Here is a 26266-nt window from a genome sequence, read left to right on the forward strand (position 1 = left end):
ATAATTATGAAGAATGCAGTGTTATCAGGGGGTATCATCGGCGTATTAAGTATCATCTGGATCTTTGCTATGCCACGGCTTGGCGTTATGCCGCAAAAAGACGTTGTGGCCCCAGTCGAATACTTTTCATTTATTATACCGGCTATCGGGCTTTTTTTCGGCATCATGAGTTATCGAAAAAACGAGTGTAATGGGCAGATGGGCTTTTTGGAAGCTCTTTTTCAAAGTTTTAAAATATTAATTGTAGGCGGCATCATCGCCGTTTTCGGCTCAATACTTTATATCAGCTACGTATCGTCATCCGGTGCTAACATAAAGGATTTTTCTGAACGGATTTTTGGTGCGTTAATAGTTGGGGTACTGCTCGCCTTCGCGGTATCATTATTATTCACCAACAAAGCAAACAAACTTGATTAAACGTTATTTTTCAAAATATTTTGAACTCTTGTTCTGGATAGCGGCGATGCTTTCATTGGCGATGACCTCGCCAACCGAAGCATCGCACTTTACTCTGTGCCCTCTTAAGCTGATGGGCATAGGCTGGTGCCCGGGCTGCGGCCTGGGGCATAGTATTATTTATCTTTTCCACGGCGATATCAGCAATTCGTTCCGCGCCCACTGGCTTGGCATCCCTGCTGTAGCAGTGATCTTTAACCGGATTTATGTGCTTACCAAAACAAGGCTCCTGGAAAGGAATCAGTTTAAGAGCCTTACCTAAATTTTATAAATCATATCATTGCGAGGAGCGGGAGGGGTATGAGCAGGGCGCGACGTGGCAATCGCATGCTATACAGAGTGGCCATGTTTCCGTGCAATTGCTTCTTTCTGTATAATGATGTGATTGTAAGTTTTTGAGTATTAGGTGCGTTTTTGATCGATATTATAAATTGGGGCGTTGCCTGCGGCCCGTGCTATCCGCTCATACTGCGCAGGCATTAGCCACAGGCCGGTATCCGCTCCTATCACTAACGCGGCCCCAGCGCACTATCACCAAAATATACTTTATACGCCATCACGGTTTTTTTTTGGGATTTCTCAGGTCGTTTCTTACAGCAATGACATTTTATTGCTACTCCTATCCTCGGTAAAATTTCCACGCTACTTTTCACCGTTAAAACCTGTCATTTCACCGACTACTTATCTCCGCTAACCTATCTCCCTTAGGCGTTTTATGAGCACCACTGTACCTTTATATCATAAAACAATCGCAAACTTTAAAACTTACTGAAATGAACGCTTATCAAAATCCATATATGTCTTTCGACGGTATCACTCCCGAAGAATATACATTTCTGCAACAGGCTACTGCCTCATTAACAGAAAACCAGGCTCGCACTTTTATGTCATTTTATGCCAGCAAAAGGCGCAATCCGCAGGATATCATGTTCGCAACGCTTGCAGGTTTCCTTGGTGTATCAGGTGTACAGCGTTTCATGACCGATCAGATCGGTATGGGGATCCTTTATTTTTTCACAGCTGGTTTTTGTTTCATCGGTACCATTGTCGACCTGATCAACTACAAAACCATCGCCAACGATTACAACAGGCAAATGGCTTACGAAAGCTTCAACATAGCTAAAATGAGCAACTAAATCCCTTTAAGGGTATAGTTTCACTATATATCAAAAAAAATCCACCTTCTGTTACGAGGTGGATTTTTTTGTTAAAAACAATCGTCATTGCGAGGAACGAAGCAATCCCCGACTTGAAGGTAAACCATGCAAGGCCGCCCTGTATAGTTCGGGATTGCTTCGTTCCTCGCAATGACGATTTAAGATTGGAAAGCCTTTACTTCATCGATTTTTCCCTTATCGCCTTAAACTCCGAGCCATTTTTCCAGCCGGGGAAGGTTGTTTCGTTACCCAGCTTAGTGCCAACTTCATAAAGGATATTAGCTATCTGTGCCATGCCTGTGGCATCCATAGTATCGGTGTAATTATCGGCCTGTTGGTGATAGCGGTTGTCGCCATAATCTTTTTGTTTAGCTTCGCCGTAGCTGCCGTCGTGTACTGCGCTGATGCTGCCATTGTTAATGTCAAGGGCCGGTACACCAACCTTGGCAAAGTTAAAATGGTCCGACCGGTAGTAGCTGCCAGAGCCGGGGTGCCTGTCGCCAACAGTGCTAAGCCCTTGTGCTTTTACTATTTCGTCAACATAATCTTCCAAATCGTTTTGACCTTTCCCGGTTACAGCAATGTCTTTGGTTTCGCCGTAATCGCCCAGGGCATCCATGTTGAGATCGGCAACTGTTTTGTTAACCGGGTAAATGGGATGGGTGGCATAATATTCCGAACCCAGTAAACCCTGCTCTTCGGCTGTAACAGCTAAAAATACAATAGAGCGTTTGGGCTTTTCTTTGGCCTTGTTAAATGCTTTAGCCACACTGATAATAGCAGCCACACCATCGGCATTATCAACAGCGCCATTGTAAATGCTATCACCTTTGGCGTTAGGCTTGCCTATGCCCAGGTGGTCCCAATGGGCGGTGTATAATACATATTCGCCCGGCTGTGAACTGCCTTTAAGTGTGCCGATCACATTGTGCGATGTGGAATACTTTAACTGGTTGTTGATGGTTAAAGTAACTGATTGCTTAAGCGGAATGGCTTTAAAATCTTTTTTACGGGCCAGGGCGCGGAAATCGCCGGTTATGCCCACTTCAGCTAAAAGCTTTTTACCCATATCTTCGGTGATCCAGCCTTCAACCTTGCAGCGGTTCATGTGCTTGTCCTTTTGCTGCAGGTAAAGTTTGGCACCTGTGTTACTGTTGGATACCACTTCCCAGCCATAGCTTGCAGGCTCTTTTTGGTGGATGATAAGCACCCCTGCAGCGCCCTGACGCGCGGCTTCCTCGTATTTGTAAGTCCACCGGCCGTAGTAGGTCATCGTATCGCCTTTGAAAAATGTAGGATCGCCGTTTTTAAAGCCCGGGTCGTTCACCAGCACCACAACAGTTTTACCTTTAACATCAAGTCCGGCATAATCATTCCAGTGATATTCGGGAGCAACAACACCATACCCGGCAAAAACCAGCGGGGAGTTTTTAAGCGTTACCGAATCAACCTCGCGGCGGCTGAAGGTTACGAAATCTGTAGTAGCATGCAGACTGAGCGGCGTTTTACCGCCGGTTATTTCCATGACAGGAGATGGCGTACTGGTGATCTGCACCATGGGCACATCCTGGAAATAGCTGCCATTGTTACCCGGTTCGAGCCCGGCCAGTTTAAACTGCTCCGAAATGTATTTGATCGCCTTGTTTTCGCCGGCGGTGAAAGGTTTGCGGCCCATCATGGAATCATTGGCTAAAGCCGAGATGTATTTTTTTATTTCGGCCGCAGTTATGGCCTTTTCGGCGGGCACGCTTTTATTATTTTGGCAGCCTGCAAAAATAGCAAGGCCACCAATAAGCATCAGGTATCGGTGTTTGATTTTCATATGATATGAGTTTTCGGGAAAGGATCGAATTTACGCAAATCCCGGTCAATTATCCAATCATTGAAACGTTGAAGAAATTATCGCCACAAATTTTTCCGAATTAATCGAATTGCACGAATTTTTCTTTCCTCACTCAGGGAAATAGCTTTTAACCAGTTGTATATTGAAAAGCAATAAATGAAAATTTTCACACTAATTTTTACGTATTAATCGAGTTACACGAATTGAATTAATTTGAGATTCGTGTAATTCGATTAATTGTGGACAGCATGCAAAGCATTTGTGTGAAAATTTTTCAGTGTGAGATTTGTAAAACAGATCGAATTGTTTAAAAACGATTGCCCTGTTTCTGCACCACGATTTGCGAAGTTGGAATTAATTGTATTAGATGGCCAATTGATTCATGTATTATTATTGCTTCAGCTCAGGCTTGCTTAGTTTAATAATTTGCCAGGCCACTTCCGCACTTGATAATGCAACCAGTGCAAAAACAGCAGCCGAAAGGGCCTTCGGTGTTGAGCTTAATGCCCCGCCAAGTGCTACGCTGTAAACAATAAATGGCAACAGCATTATTAGGCATAGGCCGGTAACGCTAAGCGGGATGCGGAAAGGCCGCTCTTTCATCGGCTCCTTGACGCGGAGTTTTACGAGGGCGATGTATTCTAAAGAAAGCCCCGCGCCGTAAACGGTTACATCAATGATGAGCAGATCGGCAAAAGTCCACAATACCATAAAACTCACTACTATGGAGCAAATGATGATGGAAACAAAAGGTGTTTTAAAACGCGGGTGCAGTTTGTTAACTCCTTTTGGAAGTAAATTATCTTCAGACATTACCTGTGGCACTCGTGATACCGATAACAATACAGCGGTATAGATCCCGAGGGTACTGGCCATACCGCCTGCTGCAACTACTATACCCAGCCAATGCCCGCCAATCAATTCGCCTAATGCAGGAAACCCATTTTCGGTTAAGGTATCATGGTTAATGTCCGATTGCTGGGCAACCCAGATGGCAAAAAAGTACACCACCATTACCAACGCGAAAGCTGTAAAAATAGAAATAAGGTAGGAGCGTACGGGTTTTTCAACTTCTTCGGCATAGGTGGTTACATTATCCCAGCCCAGGCAGTTCCACATTACGGTGTACAATGCCATGCCAAACGATGGAAAGCTAAGTCCTTTTAATGATGTTGCGGGGATATGCATTGACCCGCTGTGGTGATAAATACCTAACGCTATCAATAATATAATGGGCGCAAGTACAGCTGCGCTTAAAAACAGCGAAACCCTACCCACCGGCATAATGCCTAAAATATTTAACCCGGCTGATGCCCAGATGATCACCAAACAAACCGGGATCTGAAAATCCAACAATTCGGGGAAAAAGAAACCGGAGTATTGCACAAACAGCACAGGATAAATTGCAAGGTCGACAAAAGTATAGAGCCAGGTCCACCAGCCCTCAATAAAACCCCAGTGGGTGCCGAGGGCATATTTTACCCATTTGTAATAGCCGCCGGTAACAGGCATCATACTGTTAAGCTCAAGCACTGTAAATATGGCTGGCACATCCCACATTAACGGGGTTATGAGCAGGATGATTAGCGCGGCATGATCGCCTGCATAACTTAATAGCGGCTCAAGGCCGTAAGGGCCACCGGATACAGTAAAAAAAATAACAGCGACAAGCTGTATCGGGCGTATTTTTTTTAATGAGGTTGCAGCGGGCATCGTTAATTACTCTTCTTTGGCTTTTCTTTCAGATAAAAAGGGCTTTGAATTTTTTCTTCTGTATAAATGGAGCTTCGTAATGCCTTGAGTTGTTGCTCTGCCGCTTTTTTTAATGAAAGTAAGCGTTGTAGTTTTTCAATCCCTTGCTCAATTAATATAGCATTGTAACCTTCAAGGTTTGATAGGACAAGTAATTGATGCGCATCGGCAAGGTCTCGCATGTTTAATCCTTTTAAATGAAGCTTTGGGTTTGCATCACGCCATTGTTTTGCGGTATAGCCAAATACACTAACGCTTAATAAATCAGCCTCACTTGCGTAAATCAGCCATTCTTTATCTTTTTCAATATTTAATGGGGGAATAACAAATTCTTTGACGGCAGACGTATGTATGGTGTAATTAGCTTTTGATAAAAAGCGACGATAATCCCATTCTGATCCAAGGCGCTTTTGTTCTTCATCCTTGAGTCTTTGAAATTCTTTTACTAACAGTAATTGAAATCGTGGACTTATCCACATCCCAAATTGAAAGGCAATATCCTTGTGTGCGTAGGTGCCGCCGTATCTTCCGGCTTTTGCGGTAATCCCAATGGCATTAGTTTTTTGTATCCATTCTTTTACTGATAATACAAAACTATTACTGCCTGCCGCATTTTTAATTATACCGAATTCGGTATAATTAAAATCCTTATTGTATAATGTCTCCCATTCGCCCAGATATTCAATTGTGTTTTTTACACTGAGCCACTTAGTAATAATGATATTTTCATGTTGGCTTTTGGCCATATCGGTAAGAGAAATAAAATCATCGTTATTAACAGAAAAGAAAGAAATCTCAATGCCTTCAACTTTAATTTTACTCATATAGGAATGGGTTTAAGCAGGAATATCATAAGCTATAAAAATATAACTTATGCGTTAATATTTTATTTTTTATTGAGCTGAGGATAGGGGGGCAAAAGAAAGGCCAGCTTTTCAGCCGACCTTATTGATGGGATCATTCATAATGCCCTCGTAAAGAGTAAATATTTGTTTTTTTGGAAGACCTTGTTTCCAGATTTTTCCAATACTCAAAATCCCGGATAGCTTTTTCGTATAAGTCTATTTCCATAGGTCGTCGGTGTTTACCCTAACGCCTTTTTTACCTGCTTTTCGTGCTGTTTCACCCGCTAATACCTGTTCAACAAAATCGGCATTGTATGAACCCGTTTCATGCTTCTCAAAATTGATCTTAAGAGCTTTTAAAAAAGCTTTGACAGCAGCTGATTGTTCTTTGTTTTCAGGATGTACAATGAATGTTTCCATAAACAAATTTAATTAATAAATACCAATTGGCATTAACCTTAGATAAAGAAAGGCAAGCTTCTCAGCCAGCCTTTCCCTGTAAATAGTAGTTTTTATATGCTTAACCACTTCTTCCTAACAGCCAATTGCTGCTCGGTTGGGCTATCAAGGGTAACAATATTGTATTTAACGCGGTTGCTTTTCAGTAGGGTAACCGGTAGGGTTATAGCTTGCCCGTCGCGAGTCACGGTAACCTCAATTTTATCGCCGGGATTTTTACCATTGATCAGGGTTGCAGCATCAGTAACCGGCGTTCCGTCAATAGCAGTGATCTCGTCGTTTACGTTAATGCCATCAATATAAGCGGCAGTACCACGCTGCACGCTCGTAACAATAATTTTTTTAGCTGCGGTTGTTGTAGTAGTGATACCTAAAGCCGCATCGTTTTTATCGGCCAGTTCATCCTCTACCTTATAACCGGCATAACCTAAATATTTATTATAATCGATAGGGGTTAGACCATTGATGTATCTGGCATAAAAATCATCCAGTTTTTTACCTGCAAATTTTTCAAAGGCTGCTTTAAACTCAGCATCGGTATAACCGCGCTTTTTGATTTTATAATACTGGGTGTACATGTACTTCATGGCATCATCTAACGAGTATTTGCCTTTGCTGTCGTTGATGATCTCCAGATCAAGCATCATACCAATGATTGCCCCTTTGTTGTAGTATGAAATAGTAGTATTGTTAGAGTTTTCGTTAGGGCGGTAAGCTTTGATCCAGGCATCAAAGCTTGATTCGGCAACGGTTTGTACATTTTTTCCGGGTAGGTTTTCCAGAACATTGAACTCGCCCTCCAAAACATCAAAATAATTCTGAACCGGGAACAGTTGCGTACGGCGTACAATGATACCCTGGTAGTACTCGGTAAAACCTTCGGCTATCCACAAATTGGTAGTATAGTTTTCATTGTCATAATCAAAAGGGCCTAACACAATCGGGCGCAGGCGTTTCACGTTCCATAAGTGAAAATGCTCGTGGGCAACAAGGCCTAAAAAGCTTTGATATCCTTTATCGTTGGTGTAGTTATCGCGAGATGCTCCTAAAACTGTTGAGCTCAGGTGCTCCAAACCACCACCATTACGTTGGCGGTTATGTACAATAAATACATAGTGTTTATTGGGGTTTTCGCCAAAAACAGCTGCTTCCTGGTCAACAATTTTGTGGATATCGGCTTTTAATTTTTCCTTATCATAATTGCCGCCGCCGTACATGCAAATTTCATAATGAACACCAGATGCATCAAATCCAAAAACATCCTGGTTGCCTACTTCAATTGGCGAATCGAACAGGATATCGAAGCTTGGTGATAAACGGGTAAACGGATCATTATTCACCATATCGAGGCTTGTTGAAACTTTATCCCAGTTTTTATATGGTTTGATGTGGATGATAGCGGGCGAATGCAGCATGCTGGCCGGGTAAATAAAGATGCCCGTAGTGGAAAGGAAGCCATGCGAGGCATCTATAAAGCTGGTACGTACGGAGAGCTCAAAGGCATAAACCCTGTATTTTACCGTTACCGATGAAATTCCTTTTGTAACAATTTGCCAGGTATTCTTATTGATTTTGGGTGCTGCAACGGGTTTGCCGTTAGCTTCAGCAGTTAATGATTCGATGTTTTTTGCGAACTCGCGCACCAGGTATGAGCCCGGTGTCCATACCGGCATTTTGAGCTCAAGGGTGTTTTGCTGAAGGCCGGTAATATGCATTTCAATATCAGCATAATGGGCCTGGGCTTCAGGAAACGAAACATTGTAGGTAATCTGAGCGCTGGCGGCGGCTTTGCTGATAGTAGTACTCATAATAAAAATCGTTAGAAAAAATAACGTGCGTAGGTTGGTCAGTTTCATGGCCGCAATTTATAAAATATTATATAATCAGTTATGTATGTGGCGTTACAGCGCCCTAAACACCGTTGTAAAATGGTTGATACATGCAACTATTGTTGATATTATGCTATTAGTTTTACATCGATTTTTAAGTAAATGGAACTGATTGAACCTATTTCGCGCAAGCTGATACGCTTAGGTAAACTGTACCTTAATGTACTGGTAAAGCATACCGTTCACCTGGATGTTACCCGGTATCACTATATACTTTCGCTCATTTACTTTCATGACGGGCAACTTACCCAAAACGCGTTGGCACATCTGCTGGGCAAGGATAAATCGGCTATGGTAAGCATCATTAACCTGCTTACAGCAAAAGGCTTTGTTTACCGCGAAAACAACCCGAACGACAGGCGGCAGCAATTGCTTCGCGTTACCGATAAGGCAAAACTGGCCGTTCCGCAGATCATTGAAACGTTTGAAGCCATCAACGCAGATATTACCGAAGGCATATCCGAAGCCGATATGCAGGTATTTGAAAGCGTACTTACCCGCATGCATAAAAATTTAAAACCATTGATATCACCCGAAACAACCCTACAAGCTAAATCACACACGGATTAAACAAAGTATGAAAACGAAATATATTATTTACTCGGCGCTGGCCCTGCTGGTTGCCTATTTAGTTTACAATAAATTTTTTAGCGAAGGGGCAAAGAAATCGGCCGCGGCTATGGCTTCGGGCAAGGGTGATAAGAAAAAAAGCGGCAGCCCGGTAGGAGTTAAAGTAATGATAGTTAAAGATACTGCCGTAAACAACATTATTGATATTACCGGCACCATTGATGCCAATGAAAAGGTAAGCCTGATAAGCCAAACAGCAGGTAATATTACCGGGATCTATTTTAATGAAGGCACTAAAGTAACAAAGGGCCAGTTGCTGGTTAAAGTGTACAACCAGGACCTGGAAGCATCGTTGCAGCAAAACCAATACCAGGTGGCATTGGCAAAACAACAGGAAAGCCGCAACCGCCAGTTGCTTCAAAAAGAAGCTATAAGCCAGGAGGAATATGATACTTCATTAACATCATTAAATTCGTTAAAAGCTGCCGCAAATGTAATTAAGGCGCAGATTGCCCGTACCGAGATCCGGGCGCCCTTTTCGGGGACTATCGGTTTAAGGAATGTTAGCCCGGGCAGTTACCTCTCGCCATCATCGCCTATTGCCGATCTGGTTAATATCGATCCGGCAAAAGTAACCTTTGCTGTGCCTGAAAGGTACCTTTCTATACTTGGCCCCGGCAGTAAGATCAGGTTCAAAACAGAAAGCTCGATGGAGAGTTTTGTGGGTACAGTGTATGCCATTGACCCTTCAATTGATGCAAGCTCGCGCACTATTACTGTGCGCGCTAAGGCACCCAATCCTAAAGGGATCCTTACCGCGGGCAGCTTTGCCAAGATCAATTTAACGCTTGATCAAATTCCTAAAACCATTTTGCTGCCAACAGAGGCGGTTATTCCCGATTTGAAAAGCAGCCTGGTTTGGATCTACCACAATGGTAAAGCCATGTCAAAACCGGTAAAAACAGATCTGCGTACCGATACAAAGATCCAGGTTATTGAAGGCTTAAAGCCTGGCGACAGTGTGGTAGTATCGGGCCTGATCCAAATGCGGCCAAAAGTGCCTTTGAAAATTTTAAAAGTTATTAAATAAACCAATATGAGTTTATCCTCAGTAAGTATTAAGCGGCCGGTATTGGCAACAGTAATGTCTGTGGTTATTGTTGTATTTGGTATTATCGGCTATAAGTTTTTGGGCGTGAGGGATTTTCCTTCGGTCGACCCGCCCATAATTTCGGTATCAACCAGTTACTCCGGTGCCAATGCCGATGTAATTGAATCGCAGATCACGGAGCCGCTCGAAAAATCCATTAATGGTGTTCCGGGCATCCGCAACATTTCATCAACCAGTTCGGTTGGGCAAAGCAACATCACCGTTGAGTTTGACCTTGATGCCGACCTTGAAACCGCTGCAAACGACGTGCGCGATAAAGTGGGCCAGGCCCAGCGCCAGTTGCCGCAGGATATTAACGCCCCGCCAGTAGTAACCAAGGCCGATGCCAGCGCCGACCAGATCATTACGCTTACCGTGAGCAGTGACACCCGTAACATAAACCAGCTGGATGATTATGCGGAAAATGTGCTGCTGGAAGGCTTGCAAACCATCCCCGGCGTAAGTACCATTAACGTACAGGGACAGCGCCAGTATGCTATGCGCCTATGGATAGACCCTGCCAAGCTTTCGGCACTTGGCGTTACAGCTACCGACATTGGTGCGGCTTTAGCTAAAGAAAACGTAGAGTTGCCTGCAGGTAAAATTGAGGGTAATAATACCGAAGTTACCATTAGGGCTTTGGGCAAACTGGCAACGGAAAAAGATTTTAATAACCTCATTATCCGTGCCGACAGCAACAGGGTGATCAGGCTGAGCGATATTGGTTATGCTGTGTTGGGCTCTGCAAACGAGGAAACCATATTTAAAGAGTCGGGGGTGCCGATGGTTGCTTTGGCCCTGGTGCCGCAGCCGGGAGCTAATTATGTACAGATAGCCAAGGATTTTTATACCCGTTTGGAGCAGATTAAAAAAGATCTTCCGCCTGATATTTCGGTAAAAGTGGCTTTGGATAATACGAGGTTCATTAACCAGTCGATATCTGAGGTGCAGGAAACGCTGATCGTGGCCTTTGTACTGGTGGTAATTATCATCTACCTTTTCTTCCGCGATTGGCTGATCGCTTTCCGCCCGCTGATAGATATCCCGGTATCATTGATCGGTGCGTTCTTTATCATGTACATCTTCGGGTTCTCTATTAATATCTTAACCCTTTTGGGGATAGTGCTGGCGACGGGCCTGGTGGTGGATGACGGTATCGTAGTAACGGAAAATATCTATAAAAAAGTAGAGGCGGGCATGGCTATCCGTAAAGCGGCTTTTGAAGGTTCGGCCGAGATTTTTTTCGCGGTAGTATCTACATCGGTTACACTGGCAGCTGTGTTCTTGCCTATTGTGTTTTTACAGGGTTTCACCGGCCGTTTGTTCCGCGAGTTTGCGGTAGTAGTGGCCGGAGCGGTGTTGATATCGGCATTCGTGTCCCTGTCATTAACACCGATGCTTAACGTAAAGCTGATTCGCAAAAACCAAAAGAAATCAAGGTTTTACGAAAGAACGGAGCCGTTCTTCATTAATATGACCACTTCATATACCGAATCGCTCATTAAGTTCATGAAGCGGAAATGGGTGTCATTTGCTATTCTTGCGGCATCTTTGGTGATTATCGGCATCCTGGTAAAAGTTATCCCATCCGAACTTGCCCCGCTTGACGATCGTAGTTTGCTCCGTTACAGCGTTACCGGTTCGGAGGGCGCTACCTATGAGTACATGACCCGGTATATGGATAAGGTATCTAACCTGGTTGCAGATTCAATTCCGGAGGCCAATGTTAACCTTGAAATTGTTTCGCCATCATTTGGTGGTGGCGGTGCTTCAAATACCGGCTTTGGCAGGGTAGGGCTTGTTGCTCCTGATAAACGTGTGCGCACCCAACAGGAACTTGCCGACTGGCTGAATGGTAAACTACGCAAAATGCCCGATGCACGTGCCATTGTGGTGCAGGAGCAAACTATCAGCGGCGGTGGTTCGGGCTCAAAAACCTCGTTGCCGGTGCAGTATGTTATCCAAAACCAGGATTTTGAAAAGATCCGTAAAGTGCTGCCAACGTTTTTTGCCGAGGTATCCAAAAGCCCGGTTTTCCAGGGAACGGATGTTAACCTCAAATTTACTAAACCCGAGTTGCGCGTGGTTACCGACCGTGAGCGTGCCCGTGACTTAGGTGTTTCGGTTGATGATATTGCCCAAACGCTGCAATTATATTATAGCGCAGGCCGGCTCGACTACTTCCTGATAAACGGTAAACAATACCAGGTAATAGCACAGGTTGACCGCGCTAACCGCGATCAGCCGCTTGATCTGAAATCAATTTATGTGCGCAGCTCAAAAGGGACGTTGGTTCAGCTGGATAACGTAGTTAAAACATCCGAAGGCGCCACGCCTCCGGCCATTTACCATTTTAACCGTTATAAATCGGCAACACTTTCGGCCGGTCTTGCTCCGGGTTATACTGTAGGCGATGGTATCAAGGAGATGGACAGGATCTCCAAAAGCTTACTTGACGATACATTTAGTACCGCGTTAAGCGGCCCCTCACGTGACTATGCCGAAGGTTCGTCAAACATTCTTTTTGCTTTTGGCTTTGCCTTGCTGCTGATCTACCTGGTACTGGCGGCCCAGTTTGAAAGCTTTATGGATCCGCTTATCGTGATGCTTACCGTTCCGCTGGCTATTTCGGGTGCGTTTTTATCACTGTGGTTGTTTAATCAAACCCTCAATATTTTCAGCGAGATTGGGATCATCACCCTTGTAGGTCTGGTAACTAAAAACGGTATTCTTATCGTAGAGTTTGCAAACCAACGGATGGAACAGGGCGTAGCCAAATACGAGGCAGTTATTGAAGCGGCAACGGCGCGTTTACGCCCCATATTAATGACCAGCTTAGCCGTGGTGCTTGGTGCTGTGCCAATTGCGTTTGCATTGGGTGCCGGTGCAAAAAGCCGTGTTTCATTAGGGATTGTGATTATGGGGGGGATGCTGTTTTCATTGGTGTTAACCCTTTACATCATCCCGATGATGTACCTGCTGCTGGCTGCTAAAACCCGTAAAGACCATGACCACGACCCTGAGGACCTGGCTGCAGAGGCTGAAATAGCCGAAGCTGCCCGTCACCCGCACCATCAAGAACCTAAACTGATCGAAAACTTGTAACATAATATGATGATCAAGAAAATAGCCTGCCTGGTTTGTTGTTTCGCTATGATATCAACCATGGCTTTAGCCCAGCAGGATGCACCCTTACTTACTTTAAAAGATGCGGTTGAAATAGCGCTGAAAAACAACTATAATATCAAGTTGTCGCAAAACAACTCAACCATAGCATCAAATAATGTTACACTTGGTAATGCCGGGATCTTGCCGGTGGTTACCGGCGACTTTAACGACAATAACAGTCGCCAAACAACCAAGCAAACCCGTAATGATGGTACGGTTAACAATATCCGCAATGCCAAAAACTCCAATAATAATTATGGGGTAAACCTTAACTGGACAATTTTTGATGGCTTTGCCATGTTTGCAAATTATGATCAGCTAAAGCAAATGGATAAACTGGGAGTACTGCGATTACAGGATACCATACAAAGGACGGTGGCCAGTGTTATCGATACTTATTATAATTTGATCAGCCAAAATGAACAGATCAAGGCATTAAAAGGAGCTATTGATATTTCCCGCACGCAGTTGCGCATTGCCAATGATAAGTTTGCTGTAGGCAGGGCTTCGCGATTGGAAGTATTGAATGCCCAGGTAAACCTGAATACAGATACCGGCAACCTGGTGATCCAGTACCAGCAATTCAAGACAACCAAAATACAGCTTAACCAGTTACTGATCCGCGACCTGCAAACCGATTTTTCTGTTGCCGATACCATTGTAATTGATGAAAAGCTTGCGCTGGCCGATGTGCTTAACAACGCGCAACTGCAAAATCCGGCGATATTATCGGCACAAATAAACCAGCGCCTGGCCGAGATCAATCTTAAACAGGTGCGCGCTACACGGTATCCGCAGGTGGGGGTAACATCGGGATATACTTTTACCAACAGCAAAACACCGGCAGGGTTTACCTTGTCGCAAAATGTACATGGCTTTAATTACGGCCTCACCGCAAGCATTAACATTTTTAATGGCTTTAACCAAAACAGGCGCGAAAAGAATGCCAAGATCCAGATTGACAATGCCGGCATTGCCGCTAAACAAACCAAACTGGATATTGAAAGCCAGATCAACAGCTTGTTTGTGGCATACCTTTCGGGGCTTGACCTGGTAAAGCTGGAAGAAGCCAATGTAAACCTTAACAAAAAAAACCTGGATATTACGCTTGATAAGTATAAGTTAGGTAATATTACCCCGCTTGAGGTAAGGGAAGCACAGCGTAACTATCTTGACGCACAATCAAAATTCTTTGCTGCGCAATACCAAAGTAAACAGGCCGAGATCATGTTAAAACAGATAACAAACAGTATTAACATCAAATAAAAAATATTTTAATAGTAAGTTTAAAAACTTATTTTTGAATCATGACCGCGCCTTTCAAAACCTGTATGCTTATTGATGATAACTACATTGATAGCTTTATAACACGCCGGGTTTTGGAAAGCAGCAACTTTGCCGAAGATATCATTGTGCGTCACTCGCCAATGGAAGCTATTGAATCATTAAAAGATGGATCGGTGAACCCCGACGTTATTTTTTTAGATATCAGGATGCCAATAATGACGGGTTTTGAGTTTCTGCACGAATTTGCCGGTTTGGATATCGCTAAAAAAGGAATAAAAATATATATGTTATCGTCATCGCTTGATCCTACCGATATCAGGGACTCGGAAGATAATAAGCATATTACACAGTTTATTCATAAGCCACTTACTGTTAAAGCGCTCGAAGAAATTTGTCAATGATCTTAGTAGCAGATAGCGGATCATCAAAAACTGATTGGTTGCTGACCGTTTCAGACCAGGAAAGCCGCTCATTCCTTACTGCGGGATTAAACCCCTATTTTTTAACCGAAAAAGAGATAGCCCGCATTGTGCTGGAGCAGGCCCCTGAAATGGTGGCGTTTGCCGGCGAAATTTCTGAAATTTATTTTTTTGGTGCCGGATGCAGCAGTCCCGACAGGCACGAAATAGTATCAAATGCCCTGAGCACGCATTTTAGCAAAGCCTATATCAGTGTTGACAGCGATTTGCTGGGATGCGCTTATGCAACCTGTGGCCAGGAAAAAGGGATTTGTTGTGTGCTGGGCACCGGCAGTAATATCTCCTTTTTTGATGGCGAAGATATCTATGACGGGCAGCATGGCCTTGGTTTTGTTTTGGGCGATGAAGGTGCCGGCACATGGTTTGGCAAAAAGCTGGTTACCGATTTTTTATATGGCAATATGCCGTATGATATCAGCCAGCAATTTGATAAGGCCTACCACCTGAACAAGGAGATCGTGATCAAAAATGTGTATCAAAAGCCGAATGCCAATACCTACCTGGCATCGTTCAGTAAGTTTGTAAGCGAAATAAAGGCCACCGAATACGGACATTCCATGTTGGTTGACGGGTTGGTTGAGTTTATTGAAACCAATATTAAATCGTACCCCGAATACCACAAGTATAAATGCCACTTTGTGGGCTCCATAGCTTATTCGTTCTCCGAAGAACTTATTTCATTATGCCGCCTGCACGGCGTAAAAACCGGCAAGATCATCAAACACCCCATCAATGACCTGATGGCCTTTATCCTGAAAAGGAATGAAATGGCAACGGAGGAGTAGGCTGAATTATACCCGCGACAAAATTAAAACCGGGTCATGCTGAGCTTGTCGAAGCATAGTGGGCAGGCCTTTGCGCGCGAGTCTTCGACAGGTTCAGACTGACAGGCCCTTTTTCGTTTATTTTACCTTCAGAGCCTCCGGATTTAAAATAACTCAATATTTCACCAGTCCTAACTTATCATGGATAATCGTGTCGTTGGGCTTACAAGTCTGTCTTTAACGCTCGCCAGCATATTTACCCCCCCCTCCATTTGTCATCCCAGCCTAATAAAAATTAATTCAGGAACGATTGTTCCAAAATGGGTTTATATTTGTGGAACGATTGATCCAAAATTAAATTAATCTTCCAGAAAATGAAAAAATTAGAAAACAAGGTTGCAGTAGTAACAGGAGCTTCAAAAGGAATTGGCGCAGGTATAGCTAAAAGTCTGGCTTCGGCAGGTGCTGCAGTAGTAGTAAATTATGCATCAGATAAAAATGGTGCTGATAAAGTAGTGGCCGAAATTACCGCCGAAGGCGGCAAAGCTATCGCCGTACAAGGCAGCGTGGCAAAGAAGGCCGACGTCGACCGTCTTTTTGCCGAAACCAAAGAAGCGTTCGGTGGTGTTGATGTTTTGGTGAACAATGCGGGTGTATACCAGTTTACACCAATAGAAGCTGTAACCGAAGAAGAATTTCACCGCCAGTTTGATATCAATGTACTGGGCTTATTGCTTGCTACCCAGGGAGCGGTAAATAGCTTTGGCGATAAAGGCGGCAGCATAATCAACATAAGCTCAACGGTAACCCGTATCACTCCTCCACAAAGCGCTATCTATACCGGTACCAAAGGCGCGGTTGATTCTATTACCCAGGTTTTGTCAAAAGAGCTTGGCCCTAAGAAGATCCGTGTGAATGCCATCAACCCGGGCATGGTCGAAACCGAAGGAACACACACCGCAGGTTTTATCGGCAGTGATTTTCAAGCACAAATTGAAAGCACCACACCGCTTGGCCGTATCGGTCAGCCGGATGATATTGCACCTGTTGCCGTATTCCTGGCATCTGATGATTCTCGCTGGTTAACCGGTGAAATTATCCTGGCCAGTGGCGGTGTGAGATAATCATGCCTGTAAAACCCGGTTAACGTAAACGGGGAAGGGTATAACTAAACAATTAATTAAAAATGAATAGCTTTGCCCAAAACGGGTAAAGCTTTTTTGTTATGGCACGAAGTAAAGATTTTGATGAAGCCGAGGTATTAAGCAAGGCCGTTTGCATTTTTTGGCACAAGGGCTACAATGGCACGTCTATGCAGGATTTGGTTGACGGCCTTGGCATCAGCCGCTCAAGCCTGTATGATACTTTTGGTGATAAACACGCTTTATATATTAAAGCTTTGGATAGCTATCAAAAGGCGGGTGGAAACCAGATGTGTGATATTATCAATAATTCAGCATCGGCCAAAGAGGCTATACAAAAGCTTTTAGAGCTTACCATGCGCGATTTGCTAAACGATGAACAACGTAAAGGCTGTTTCATGGTAAATGCCGAAATTGAACTGGCATCGCTGGATGCTGAAGTTAAGAATGTGGTATGCCGAAATGAGCAGCAGTTTGAAAACGCGATTCTTAGTGCCATAAAAAAAGGACAGGCAAGCGGTGAGATTCGTAACTCCCAGGATTCCCTGGCATTGGCCCGGTTCATCATGAATGCGGTAAGGGGCATGCAGGTATCAGCTAAAGCCACGGCCGATAAGGCTTTTTTTGATGATATTATAAAAACCACCCTTTCTGTACTTGATTGAAAGCCTTTAAGTTGGCCTCCTAAGCTGTTAACGTTTGCTTCTTCCTCAATCTCATCCCCAGTAAAAATAATATGCCAATGCCTGCCAATACGCTGCCGGCTTGCGGAATATAATCGCCGTGTTTAACATAAAATGTGAGCTCACTGTTAAGGTTGATATCTTGCTTGATCGAGGTTTTAACCCACCATTCGGTATGTTTAACCACATCGCCACGTTGGTTTATGAAGCCCGAGATGCCGGTATTAGCCGATTGGCAAACCCAGCGGCGTGTTTCGATAGCCCGAAGTTTGGCATAATCTAAATGCTGGTCCTTGCCCGAGGTATTTTCCCACCAGCCATCGTTAGTAATAATGGCGATGAACTGAGCGCCCTTTTTAACCGAGCGGGCAATGTAACCTCCCCATATCGATTCATAGCAAATAACCGGATCAACCCCGATGCCGCTTTGCGAATAAAGCACTTTTGCATCTTTTTCGGGAGCATAGTTGCCGGTAGCACCGCCTAAATGTTCAAATACGGGTTTCAGGAATGAGAGCGCATCGCCAAAAGGCAGTGATTCGGCTCCGGGTACTAACCGTGATTTATGGTAAGTTTGAATCCTGTCGCCATTTTCAATATTGAGGGCTGTGCTGTAAAAGTCTGCGAACTGGTCGCCGCCCCATGGTGATGGAACTGCCGTTGGTGTTGCCCTGTTGTTATATAGCCTGTATGTTTCAGCGCCGGTAACCAGGTTGCCATTAGGATATTTCCGTAAAAAAAGCTGGGCCTGCTTAATAAAATCATTTTGGCCTATCTGTTCCTCGTTAATATAAACAGGCGCGGGGATAGCTGTTTCGGGCCATATAAAAAATTCGGTATTGGGTTGGGCCACCTGTCTTGAAAGCTGGATCAGGATCTCAAGTTGTGAAGCAGGGGGAATGGTGCCATCTTTCTCGTACGGATCTATATTGGGCTGGGCAATAACGATGTTTGATGGGTTTACTTCTTCAACATAGTTATGATAAACCGATAATGAATAGCCAAGAGGCACTGTTACAACAATTACAATCGCCATGATCAATGCCATTCTGTGGCGTTTGGTTTGAGCTTCGCGAAGACTTGTATAAATTAAAAAAGCCAGGATATTTACAACCCAGATCCATAAAGTGCCGCCGTATACGCCGGTATATTCATACCATTGAACCCATTGATGCGATACGGCAAAACCGTTACCAAGCGTCATCCACGGAAAGTAGAGATCCCAGCTTTGATGCAGGTATTCATACCCGATCCAGAAGCAAACTAAGCCAATTAGTGCAACCCAGCGAGGGGCAACCAGTCTCAACCGGTAATACAGCCAGAAAGCCGTCGCCATCAACAACGGCCCAAGCGAATAGGGGATAAGGGTAATGGGTATGGCTACAACCTCGCCCACTATTTTTAACGCGTTATAAACCCAGTAAACAGATAATGAGTTCCAGATAAAAAAGCCGATGAAAGTTACATTAAATACCCGCCTGCCTTTTTTAGGTTTATCATCATTAATAATGTTTTCAATGGCCAGCAGCATAGGCACAAAGCCAATGAAAAGTAAAAACGTAGTATAAGGAGTAGGTGGCCAGGCTATCCATAAAAGCAAGCCAGATAGTATGGCTAATGGTAGGTTTTTTTTCATGTAGAATATTATTCTTATTCGCTGTTTTGATAACGAATTAGTTTTTATTCCCTCCCCAGGGAGGGGTGCGTTTGGAATGAGCGATGGCAGGGAGGGGTTATACGTTTGTACAACTGCTGCCTACTAATGAAACCCCTCCCTACACCCTCCCAGGGGAGGGAATCGCACTGCCCTCTTCTTTTGGTTCGAACTTTATGATAACGATACTACAACCCTTTTAGAGATTACCACTTCTGCGCTTCCATTTTTAAGTCTTCCGCGCTTATAAACCTCATTTGTTCAATATCATCGTTCCCTGCCTCCAAATCTTCATTATATGTCATTATGGATTGCGGTTCTTCATTCAATTGAAACTCAATTTCCATAAGCTTCAGGCTTTTCAACAACCGCATTTCCTTTTCATGATCGTTAATTTTATCAAGGTCGATGATCAATTTCATATACTAAGTAATGTTTTGAAAATGGAGTAAGCTACTCTTCCTGCTCATCCCTTTCATATTTCCCTTTTGCCGGTTTAGCCGCTGCGCCGGCCACGCACATCACAAACTCGCCTTTCATGGGGTGCGTTTCAAAGTATTGTTTTACTTCAACTACAGTGCCGCGCACGGTTTCTTCAAACATTTTGGTAAGCTCGCGGGATACCGAGATCTGCCTGTCGGCCCCAAAATAGGTGGCCATCTCATCCAGTGTTTTTAGCAAACGGTGGGGCGACTCATATAGTATGATGGTCCGCTCTTCTTCGGCCAAAAACTTGTACCGGGTTTGACGGCCTTTTTTTAATGGCAAAAATCCCTCAAAACAAAACTTGTCGGTAGGAAAGCCCGAATTTACCAGGGCCGGCACAAAGGCGGTAGCGCCTGGCAGACATTCCACAGCGATATTAAACTTCAAAGCCTCGCGTACCAGGAAAAAGCCCGGATCGGAAATAGCCGGTGTACCGGCATCCGAAATAAGCGCGATATTTTTCCCCTGCAGCAAAAACTTAATGATCTCGTTGCTTGATTGATGCTCATTATGTTGATGATGCGCGAATACTTTTTGATGGATCTCGAAGTGTTTCAACATCGGGGCGGAGGTACGGGTATCCTCTGCCAGTATCAGATCAACCTCTTTCAACACGCGGATAGCCCTGAAGGTCATATCTTCCAAATTACCTATCGGGGTGGGGACTAAATATAGTTTGCCTATGGGATTGTTCATGTTGTTTGAGTCGATAGTCGATAGTCGATGGTCCATGGCTCTTCATCGTTCCGGGCTTACACCGCTAACGTAAATTACTATGGACTATCGACTATGGACTATCGACTTATTTATATCTTTGCCTAAAAAATAAAATAATGCTGCAAGTTAGTTATATCCGTGATAACCGGGAACAGGTTTTGGAACGTTTGGCTGTAAAAAATTTTAAACAGCCCCAACTGGTTGATGAAATAATTGAGCTGGATGATAAACGCCGCTCCACTCAAACCAGTATGGATAATGTTTCGGCCGAGGCCAATGCAGCTGCAAAACAAATAGGCGAGCTGATGCGTGCCGGTAAAAAAGAAGAAGCGGAAGGCCTTAAGGGCAAAACCGGTGCCTGGAAAGAAGAGATCAAAAAGCTCGGCGATCTGCTTACCATTACCGAAGAGGAACTTTACCAGAAACTGGTATTGCTGCCCAACCTGCCACATAGTTCAGTACCCAAAGGCTTAACTCCTGAAGACAATGAGGTGGTATTGGAAAACGGTACCAGGCCCGAATTACCTGCCGATGCTTTACCACACTGGGAACTGGCCGCTAAATACAACCTGATTGATTTTGAACTCGGCGTTAAAATAACCGGCGCTGGTTTCCCTGTATATAAAAACAAGGGGGCTAAATTGCAACGCGCCCTGATCAATTACTTTATTGACGAAGCCGAAAAAGCAGGCTACAGCGAAGTAAGCGTGCCGCTGATGGTGAATGAAGCATCCGGCTTTGGCACATCACAATTGCCGGATAAAGAGGGACAGATGTACCATGTAGGTGTAGATAACCTGTATCTGATCCCTACCGCCGAGGTGCCTATTACTAACCTGTACCGTGAAGTGATATTGAAAGAAGATCAGTTACCGGTGCGTAACTGCGGGCATACGCCATGTTTCCGTCGTGAGGCCGGTTCATATGGCGCACACGTTCGCGGACTGAACCGCTTGCATCAGTTTGATAAGGTAGAGATAGTAACCATTGCCCATCCCGATAAATCATACGAAATATTGGAGCTGATGAGCAGCCATGTACAAGGACTGTTACAAAAGTTAGGTTTACCATACCGTGTATTACGCCTTTGCGGTGGCGATATGGGTTTTGGTTCTGCCTTAACTTATGATATGGAAACCTGGAGCGCGGCACAACAACGCTGGCTGGAAGTTTCATCAGTATCAAACTTTGAAACCTTCCAAAGCAACAGGCTTAAACTGCGGTTCCGCAATGCCGATGGTAAAACGCAGTTAGCACATACGCTAAACGGCAGCGCGCTGGCCCTGCCGCGTATTGTTGCTACTTTGTTAGAGAACAACCAGACTGAAAAAGGTATTAAAGTGCCTGAGGTGCTTGTGCCTTATACGAAGTTTGAATGGATTGATTAGCCCCCGGCCTCCTAAAGGAGGAGGTCAAAAGCATAGCGCCCCGGTACATTTGTTGTGCCGGGGCATTTTTTTTCTTGCGATGGTTTAAACATGGGTTAGCGTTTATAACGCGACTGGCCATGCAATAGCCAAACCAGATTAAGCGCTCATTACAAATGAGCGCAAGTTGTTAAGGCCTAAAGCCAAACCACTTTTTGAAAGCTTTCGTGTTCGGCTCCGATGATATCCCTGTATAGTTCAGGCTTCCTGGCCTGAATGTAACGATAGCCACCGGCTTTGGTTAGCTTATCAGGAGTTAGTTCGGCCAAAACTAATTCATTGTCTAATGATCTGCATTCGGCCATAATATCACCGTACGGGTCAATGATCATGGAGCAGCCATTTTTTAGCTGGTCATCGTCCATACCTATCGGATTGGCGAATACTGCATAAATTGCGTTATCATATGCCCGGGCAGGTAACCATTTCATTAACCATTGCCTGCCTTTAAGACCGTCAAATTCCTGGCGAAGTAACACTGTATTTGCTTCTTTGTCTTTCCATAATTCTGGGTCAACAAAACCGGCGCCCGGTCGGGTTGATGGTGTGCACATGGTGACGTGCGGCATAAAAATAACCTGTGCACCGAGGAGGGTAGTTGCACGTACATTTTCAATTATATTATTATCATAACAAATCAATATGCCGCATTTCCATCCATACAAATCAAATACGGTATATGCTGTGCCGGGTAAAAGATGCGGGTTGATAAAAGGGTGCAGCTTACGATGTTTGGCAATGAGTCCGGTTTTATCAACGCATACATAAGCCTTGTAAAGGTTGTCATCTTTGTCCTTTTCAAACAACCCGGCCAGTATGGCAATGTCGTATCGCCGGGCGTATTCGGTTAATGTGGCGATGCTTGGCCCGCCGGGGATTTCTTCGGCCAGGTCAAGCATTTGTGCTTTATTAAGTTTCCGGGCAAAGGTATAGCCTGTTATCGAGCATTCATGAAAAGCTATTGCTTGGGCACCTTGTGCCGCGGCATCCGCTGTCATTTTTTCAATAACTGATAAATTATAAGCTTTATCACCGCTTCTGTTTTCAAATTGAGCAGTGGCGATTGTTAGGTTTTCCATACGCTGATTATCTTTTTCAAAACTACCAGAGCCGGACCTGAAAGCATTGTAAAAAACCGACAAACGCAATTTTAAACCAACGGCATAAAGTTTATTGCCAAAAGATTGTGATTGGCTTTGTATTGCAGGGGAGTAACGCCTGTGTGTTTCCGGAAAAAGTGATTAAGATGCGCCTGATCGTAATATCCGCAGGCATAACTCAATGAGCTTAGCTCTTTTATTGAAGATAGTTTTTGAAGTTGTTTAAGATAGGTTTGAAACTTTACGGCATCAATAAATTTTTTAGGAGAAAGACCTACTTCCTCATTGAATTTGCGCTCAAGTTGCCGTTCGGTTACGGGCATCACATCAAGTAAATTTTTAACATTGATGATACCCTTGCTTGTATGAATGATGCTTATAGCCTGATCTGTAATGCCGGCGTGTTTTCCTTTCGAAGCCGTTTTGTTCAATAAAAACTGTTCGGCAATTGCCGCAGCTGCCTGGAGGTTAGCTGTATTTGCGATCCGGTCTTCAAGTTCAAGGGCTTCTTGCCCGAAAAGGTCTTTTAACGGTACGGTATTGTTAGTTAACTCATAGGTCGCCACATCAAGTAAAGATAGTAAAGCATTAGGTTGTAAAACCACAATCAGCATAGCCAGTTCGCCAACCGAAGTAATATCATTATAATGAGTTATTTGTCCGTAAACAAAACTGCCCGGTTGCTTGCTGGCAAGGGTATGTTGTTGGTTATATTGGAGTAAAGGATCTTTCAAATGAAACACCATCCCCGGATTACCGTCCGAAAACAGGCGGTAATTCATGACAACCCGCTGATTATGCGCTATAATTAAATAGTGCTTAACAATACCCGAAAGCAAGGGATGTGGGGCTATTTGCATGGTGATGTTGAGCCAGATCCTAAAAATAAATAAAAATGTGGAACTGTAGGCGATAGCTTTCACCCATGACATGTTAAAAAAGATCATAATAAAGCCCTGGTGCATTGCGCCGAGGCTTTATATTATTGTTTAATTAAGAAAAAGTAAAATTCTTTTTCCTTAAAATAGAAATGGCATCTTCTGCAAGATCTTCCGTGAGCCCTACCGATGGGCTGGTTAAAACAAGGTTATGTTTTATATTTTCAGGTAATCCATTTAGCATTTTATCATCGTCGATAATCACAAACTCTTGACTCGGTTGATGTTTCTTTTTATACCATTCCAATATTTCTTCAGTACGTGTCTTTTTTAAACTATTTGTCGTCAGTCGGTGAACCTTTTTAGGGCTAATCCCTCTCGTCTTTAATAGATCTTTCCATTCGGCGACTTTATACTTCGATTTATGTGAAGTAGTTAATATTACAGAGGCATTAGTTTCCGCTATAATATGTTGAAGCGCCTTTACCGCCCTTGAATTAAATACGGGAAAGCCGTCGGGCATAAACTCAGGTTTCTTCCACGAGTTTGCTGGGACTAATACTCCATCTATATCTAATAAAATCAACATAATACAAAATTACTACTTATTCGTCATTAGATGTTATTCGTCTTAAAAATTCCAATTCTAATTTATTGTACTCCGCGTCTAATCTATTTAGGTGTTCAATTCCAACAGCAGAATCCCAATCATTTTCATCAAACTCAATTTGGTTCCATGGGGTTTCTTTGGTTGCCGACGTTAAGTTAGTCGCCACTTGTCCCAGCTCAAAATTCATGATCAAAGAACTTAAGTATCTGTGATGCCCATCTATAATCAATTTGCCGCATATTTTTATCTCGCCAAATTTTACATGATGTTCCATCTTGCTACACATTCTTGAGATTATGGGTATAGATAATCTGGATTGCGTTGGAATAAAAGGAATATTATTAGTTGCAATAAATTCCACAATAAACTGCGGTGTGATTTTTTTCATTTTATGTGATAAAAGTTAGGTTGCTTCTAAAGCAATTTCCACTTCCTCCTTAGAGCCTGCGGGCTAATATTTCCTGTAAACGTTATAAAGAATATTCAAATCCAGCTGTGTCATTACCGGTGTTTCATCCGTTTGTACAAAGTGCCGCTTAAAGGCAACAATGGCTACCGGGAGATTGCTGATATCATAGCCAATAAGCTTCAACGCCGTAGCATAATCAAAATTATCGGGCGGAAGCTCCAGCAGTTCTTCGCGCCAAAAGCCGAAGCCTTTTTGAGCTAACAGCTTCCACGGAAATAATGGCCCCGGATCGGGTTTGCGCAATGGCGCTATATCCTGGTGCCCTATAAAATTAGCCTGCGGAATGTTATAGGTTTTCTTCAATTGAGCCAGTAAAGCTAACAGGCTTTTTACCTGTACATCAGTAAAAGGCTCGTGCCCGTTATTGTCAATCTCAATGCCGATGGAACAGCTGTTCATATCGGTAATACTGCCCCATTTGCTGATGCCGGCATGCCAGGCCCGCAGGTAATCATTAAGCATGTGGTAAACCTTGCCGTCTTTGCTTACTACATAGTGTGCGCTTACCTGCGGCTTTACCAGGGTAAAAGTATTGAGGGTTTGTTTAACCGAATCCTGGGCGGTGTAATGGATAATGACATAGTTGGGTTTGCGCAGGTTGAAATTCACGGTGCCGACCCACTCCGAAGGGATGGCGCCTCCCGCGCTGTCAACCAACATGGCCGGCTGCTCGCGGCTAATTACCTCTACCAGTGAATCGGTTTGGTTGTGGTACACTTTATTGGTGGCAGCGAAAGGCTGTACTTTAGGCGAGCATGCGCTAATGGTGGCTGCAACTGCCATAAATAATAAAATGTATGTATTTTTCAAACTTTGATTCTCCCCTGATTAAGAATTTCTCCCTGATGATTTAAACAAGTATACAAAAAACCTTGATCCGTTTGATTTAAAGACTTTCTGATTTTATCAGGTAATCCGCAAATCAATCGAATCAAGGTTCAGATAGCTCATCTCTTTGGAGATAGCCTATTAGTTTTATATTTTCAGCAGCATTATATAGCTGTTGACCGCCTGATTACGCCTAACAGAAGCGCGATAATAGCTATCACCAGCAAAATGTGGATCAGGCCGCCTACCGTTGTAAAAAATACGCCGATTGCCCATCCTATTATAAGGATGACTGCAATGATATACAGGAGTGAGTTCATAATACTTTGTTTTAATTAATGATTTTCATAGATATTAGTATAATAACTGTGACCACTGAAAAGTTTTAGATTTTGTGTTTTTTAGGGGAGATACAGCTCATTTAACGTTGTGTTTTGTAGAGATTTATTCCCG

The 26266-nt window shown here is 43.7% G+C and carries 26 protein-coding genes; 12 read left to right on the forward strand and 14 right to left on the reverse strand.

Going from position 1 to position 26266, the window contains the following annotated elements:
* Positions 1-6 precede the first annotated feature (6 nt).
* The 3 genes from FHW88_RS14800 to FHW88_RS14810 all read left to right on the forward strand — a co-directional run bounded on the left by FHW88_RS14800 (position 7) and on the right by FHW88_RS14810 (position 1592).
* Positions 7-417: a DUF4199 domain-containing protein gene (locus FHW88_RS14800; protein ID WP_090533467.1), complete on the forward strand. Its 411-nt coding sequence runs from the start codon at positions 7-9 to the stop codon at positions 415-417.
* A complete protein-coding gene (locus tag FHW88_RS14805; RefSeq protein WP_254780226.1) occupies positions 410-718 on the forward strand; it encodes a DUF2752 domain-containing protein in 309 nt (102 codons plus the stop codon). The genes FHW88_RS14800 and FHW88_RS14805 overlap by 8 nt, the downstream gene beginning before the upstream one ends.
* A 511-nt stretch (positions 719-1229) precedes the next feature.
* Entirely contained in the window at positions 1230-1592 is a 363-nt protein-coding gene (locus FHW88_RS14810) for a TM2 domain-containing protein (protein ID WP_090533469.1), read from the forward strand.
* Between the two features lie 196 nt (positions 1593-1788).
* Here the strand turns inward: FHW88_RS14810 and FHW88_RS14815 are convergent, their stop codons facing one another.
* The 5 genes from FHW88_RS14815 to FHW88_RS14835 form a co-directional block, all read right to left on the reverse strand.
* A complete protein-coding gene (locus FHW88_RS14815; protein WP_176626388.1) occupies positions 1789-3435 on the reverse strand; it encodes a M28 family metallopeptidase in 1647 nt (548 codons plus the stop codon).
* Between the two features lie 411 nt (positions 3436-3846).
* Positions 3847-5169 carry an APC family permease gene (locus FHW88_RS14820; RefSeq protein ID WP_176626390.1) on the reverse strand — a complete coding sequence of 441 codons (1323 nt, stop codon included), beginning with the start codon at positions 5167-5169 and terminating at the stop codon, positions 3847-3849.
* 2 nt (positions 5170-5171) lie between these two features.
* Positions 5172-6032, reverse strand: coding sequence for a KilA-N domain-containing protein (locus FHW88_RS14825; RefSeq protein WP_176626392.1), 861 nt, complete (start codon positions 6030-6032; stop codon positions 5172-5174).
* A gap of 237 nt (positions 6033-6269) precedes the next feature.
* Positions 6270-6473 carry a DUF2683 family protein gene (locus tag FHW88_RS14830; protein ID WP_176626394.1) on the reverse strand — a complete coding sequence of 68 codons (204 nt, stop codon included), beginning with the start codon at positions 6471-6473 and terminating at the stop codon, positions 6270-6272.
* A gap of 92 nt (positions 6474-6565) precedes the next feature.
* The gene (locus FHW88_RS14835; RefSeq protein ID WP_176626396.1) at positions 6566-8320 is read right to left on the reverse strand and encodes a M61 family metallopeptidase; all 1755 of its coding nucleotides are present in this window, start codon (positions 8318-8320) and stop codon (positions 6566-6568) included.
* A gap of 183 nt (positions 8321-8503) precedes the next feature.
* Here FHW88_RS14835 and FHW88_RS14840 point away from each other — a divergent pair, with 183 nt between their 5' ends.
* From FHW88_RS14840 to FHW88_RS14875, 8 genes are all read left to right on the forward strand, one after another.
* On the forward strand, positions 8504-8971 hold the full coding sequence (locus FHW88_RS14840) for a MarR family winged helix-turn-helix transcriptional regulator (protein ID WP_176626398.1): 468 nt from the start codon (positions 8504-8506) through the stop codon (positions 8969-8971).
* A 7-nt stretch (positions 8972-8978) separates the two neighbouring features.
* The gene (locus FHW88_RS14845; RefSeq protein ID WP_176626400.1) at positions 8979-10061 is read left to right on the forward strand and encodes an efflux RND transporter periplasmic adaptor subunit; all 1083 of its coding nucleotides are present in this window, start codon (positions 8979-8981) and stop codon (positions 10059-10061) included.
* A gap of 6 nt (positions 10062-10067) precedes the next feature.
* On the forward strand, positions 10068-13226 hold the full coding sequence (locus FHW88_RS14850) for an efflux RND transporter permease subunit (RefSeq protein ID WP_176626402.1): 3159 nt from the start codon (positions 10068-10070) through the stop codon (positions 13224-13226).
* 6 nt (positions 13227-13232) lie between these two features.
* Positions 13233-14555 carry a TolC family protein gene (locus FHW88_RS14855; protein ID WP_255485336.1) on the forward strand — a complete coding sequence of 441 codons (1323 nt, stop codon included), beginning with the start codon at positions 13233-13235 and terminating at the stop codon, positions 14553-14555.
* 41 nt (positions 14556-14596) lie between these two features.
* Entirely contained in the window at positions 14597-14977 is a 381-nt protein-coding gene (locus FHW88_RS14860; RefSeq protein ID WP_090533485.1) for a response regulator, read from the forward strand.
* Positions 14974-15840 carry an N-acetylglucosamine kinase gene (locus FHW88_RS14865; RefSeq protein WP_176626404.1) on the forward strand — a complete coding sequence of 289 codons (867 nt, stop codon included), beginning with the start codon at positions 14974-14976 and terminating at the stop codon, positions 15838-15840. The genes FHW88_RS14860 and FHW88_RS14865 overlap by 4 nt, the downstream gene beginning before the upstream one ends.
* A 353-nt stretch (positions 15841-16193) precedes the next feature.
* Positions 16194-16943, forward strand: coding sequence for an SDR family NAD(P)-dependent oxidoreductase (locus FHW88_RS14870; protein WP_112656429.1), 750 nt, complete (start codon positions 16194-16196; stop codon positions 16941-16943).
* A gap of 101 nt (positions 16944-17044) precedes the next feature.
* Positions 17045-17626 carry a TetR/AcrR family transcriptional regulator gene (locus FHW88_RS14875; RefSeq protein ID WP_176626406.1) on the forward strand — a complete coding sequence of 194 codons (582 nt, stop codon included), beginning with the start codon at positions 17045-17047 and terminating at the stop codon, positions 17624-17626.
* A 19-nt stretch (positions 17627-17645) separates the two neighbouring features.
* Here FHW88_RS14875 and lnt read toward each other — a convergent pair whose 3' ends face one another.
* The 3 genes from lnt to rsmI all read right to left on the reverse strand — a co-directional run bounded on the left by lnt (position 17646) and on the right by rsmI (position 20480).
* Positions 17646-19280, reverse strand: coding sequence for an apolipoprotein N-acyltransferase (lnt, locus tag FHW88_RS14880; protein WP_176626408.1), 1635 nt, complete (start codon positions 19278-19280; stop codon positions 17646-17648).
* Positions 19281-19504: 224 nt separating this feature from the next.
* Positions 19505-19720 carry a hypothetical protein gene (locus FHW88_RS14885; RefSeq protein WP_176626409.1) on the reverse strand — a complete coding sequence of 72 codons (216 nt, stop codon included), beginning with the start codon at positions 19718-19720 and terminating at the stop codon, positions 19505-19507.
* A 31-nt stretch (positions 19721-19751) separates the two neighbouring features.
* Positions 19752-20480: a 16S rRNA (cytidine(1402)-2'-O)-methyltransferase gene (gene rsmI / locus FHW88_RS14890; protein ID WP_176626411.1), complete on the reverse strand. Its 729-nt coding sequence runs from the start codon at positions 20478-20480 to the stop codon at positions 19752-19754.
* 137 nt (positions 20481-20617) lie between these two features.
* Here rsmI and serS point away from each other — a divergent pair, with 137 nt between their 5' ends.
* The gene (serS, locus tag FHW88_RS14895; RefSeq protein ID WP_090533497.1) at positions 20618-21889 is read left to right on the forward strand and encodes a serine--tRNA ligase; all 1272 of its coding nucleotides are present in this window, start codon (positions 20618-20620) and stop codon (positions 21887-21889) included.
* 176 nt (positions 21890-22065) lie between these two features.
* Here serS and FHW88_RS14900 read toward each other — a convergent pair whose 3' ends face one another.
* From FHW88_RS14900 to FHW88_RS14925, 6 genes are all read right to left on the reverse strand, one after another.
* A complete protein-coding gene (locus tag FHW88_RS14900; protein ID WP_176626413.1) occupies positions 22066-23007 on the reverse strand; it encodes a nitrilase family protein in 942 nt (313 codons plus the stop codon).
* Positions 23008-23078: 71 nt separating this feature from the next.
* On the reverse strand, positions 23079-23960 hold the full coding sequence (locus tag FHW88_RS14905; protein WP_176626415.1) for a helix-turn-helix domain-containing protein: 882 nt from the start codon (positions 23958-23960) through the stop codon (positions 23079-23081).
* 61 nt (positions 23961-24021) lie between these two features.
* Positions 24022-24495, reverse strand: a complete 474-nt coding sequence (locus FHW88_RS14910) for an HAD domain-containing protein (RefSeq protein ID WP_090533499.1) — start codon at positions 24493-24495, stop codon at positions 24022-24024.
* Positions 24496-24511: 16 nt separating this feature from the next.
* Positions 24512-24904 carry a hypothetical protein gene (locus FHW88_RS14915; RefSeq protein WP_176626417.1) on the reverse strand — a complete coding sequence of 131 codons (393 nt, stop codon included), beginning with the start codon at positions 24902-24904 and terminating at the stop codon, positions 24512-24514.
* A 63-nt stretch (positions 24905-24967) separates the two neighbouring features.
* On the reverse strand, positions 24968-25768 hold the full coding sequence (locus FHW88_RS14920) for an N-acetylmuramoyl-L-alanine amidase (RefSeq protein WP_176626419.1): 801 nt from the start codon (positions 25766-25768) through the stop codon (positions 24968-24970).
* A gap of 209 nt (positions 25769-25977) precedes the next feature.
* Complete coding sequence (locus tag FHW88_RS14925; protein ID WP_139160049.1) at positions 25978-26133, reverse strand: lmo0937 family membrane protein; 156 nt, start codon at positions 26131-26133, stop codon at positions 25978-25980.
* Positions 26134-26266: the final 133 nt, after the last annotated feature.

The organism is Mucilaginibacter sp. SG538B, assembly GCF_013376065.1.
Classification (GTDB): domain Bacteria; phylum Bacteroidota; class Bacteroidia; order Sphingobacteriales; family Sphingobacteriaceae; genus Mucilaginibacter; species Mucilaginibacter rubeus.

Bases quoted from the DNA above. Each gene is read 5' to 3' on its own strand.
- FHW88_RS14800 (WP_090533467.1), top strand. From the start codon at position 7: ATGAAGAATGCAGTGTTATCAGGGGGTATCATCGGCGTATTAAGTATC.
- FHW88_RS14860 (WP_090533485.1), top strand. From the start codon at position 14,597: ATGACCGCGCCTTTCAAAACCTGTATGCTTATTGATGATAACTACATT.
- FHW88_RS14900 (WP_176626413.1), bottom strand. From the start codon at position 23,007: ATGGAAAACCTAACAATCGCCACTGCTCAATTTGAAAACAGAAGCGGT.
- lnt (WP_176626408.1), bottom strand. From the start codon at position 19,280: ATGAAAAAAAACCTACCATTAGCCATACTATCTGGCTTGCTTTTATGG.
- FHW88_RS14915 (WP_176626417.1), bottom strand. From the start codon at position 24,904: ATGAAAAAAATCACACCGCAGTTTATTGTGGAATTTATTGCAACTAAT.
- FHW88_RS14825 (WP_176626392.1), bottom strand. From the start codon at position 6,032: ATGAGTAAAATTAAAGTTGAAGGCATTGAGATTTCTTTCTTTTCTGTT.
- FHW88_RS14820 (WP_176626390.1), bottom strand. From the start codon at position 5,169: ATGCCCGCTGCAACCTCATTAAAAAAAATACGCCCGATACAGCTTGTC.
- FHW88_RS14840 (WP_176626398.1), top strand. From the start codon at position 8,504: ATGGAACTGATTGAACCTATTTCGCGCAAGCTGATACGCTTAGGTAAA.
- FHW88_RS14845 (WP_176626400.1), top strand. From the start codon at position 8,979: ATGAAAACGAAATATATTATTTACTCGGCGCTGGCCCTGCTGGTTGCC.
- serS (WP_090533497.1), top strand. From the start codon at position 20,618: ATGCTGCAAGTTAGTTATATCCGTGATAACCGGGAACAGGTTTTGGAA.
- FHW88_RS14835 (WP_176626396.1), bottom strand. From the start codon at position 8,320: ATGAGTACTACTATCAGCAAAGCCGCCGCCAGCGCTCAGATTACCTAC.
- FHW88_RS14810 (WP_090533469.1), top strand. From the start codon at position 1,230: ATGAACGCTTATCAAAATCCATATATGTCTTTCGACGGTATCACTCCC.
- FHW88_RS14830 (WP_176626394.1), bottom strand. From the start codon at position 6,473: ATGGAAACATTCATTGTACATCCTGAAAACAAAGAACAATCAGCTGCT.
- FHW88_RS14905 (WP_176626415.1), bottom strand. From the start codon at position 23,960: ATGTCATGGGTGAAAGCTATCGCCTACAGTTCCACATTTTTATTTATT.
- FHW88_RS14855 (WP_255485336.1), top strand. From the start codon at position 13,233: ATGATGATCAAGAAAATAGCCTGCCTGGTTTGTTGTTTCGCTATGATA.
- FHW88_RS14885 (WP_176626409.1), bottom strand. From the start codon at position 19,720: ATGAAATTGATCATCGACCTTGATAAAATTAACGATCATGAAAAGGAA.
- FHW88_RS14870 (WP_112656429.1), top strand. From the start codon at position 16,194: ATGAAAAAATTAGAAAACAAGGTTGCAGTAGTAACAGGAGCTTCAAAA.
- FHW88_RS14865 (WP_176626404.1), top strand. From the start codon at position 14,974: ATGATCTTAGTAGCAGATAGCGGATCATCAAAAACTGATTGGTTGCTG.
- rsmI (WP_176626411.1), bottom strand. From the start codon at position 20,480: ATGAACAATCCCATAGGCAAACTATATTTAGTCCCCACCCCGATAGGT.
- FHW88_RS14875 (WP_176626406.1), top strand. From the start codon at position 17,045: ATGGCACGAAGTAAAGATTTTGATGAAGCCGAGGTATTAAGCAAGGCC.
- FHW88_RS14815 (WP_176626388.1), bottom strand. From the start codon at position 3,435: ATGAAAATCAAACACCGATACCTGATGCTTATTGGTGGCCTTGCTATT.
- FHW88_RS14920 (WP_176626419.1), bottom strand. From the start codon at position 25,768: ATGGCAGTTGCAGCCACCATTAGCGCATGCTCGCCTAAAGTACAGCCT.
- FHW88_RS14925 (WP_139160049.1), bottom strand. From the start codon at position 26,133: ATGAACTCACTCCTGTATATCATTGCAGTCATCCTTATAATAGGATGG.
- FHW88_RS14910 (WP_090533499.1), bottom strand. From the start codon at position 24,495: ATGTTGATTTTATTAGATATAGATGGAGTATTAGTCCCAGCAAACTCG.
- FHW88_RS14850 (WP_176626402.1), top strand. From the start codon at position 10,068: ATGAGTTTATCCTCAGTAAGTATTAAGCGGCCGGTATTGGCAACAGTA.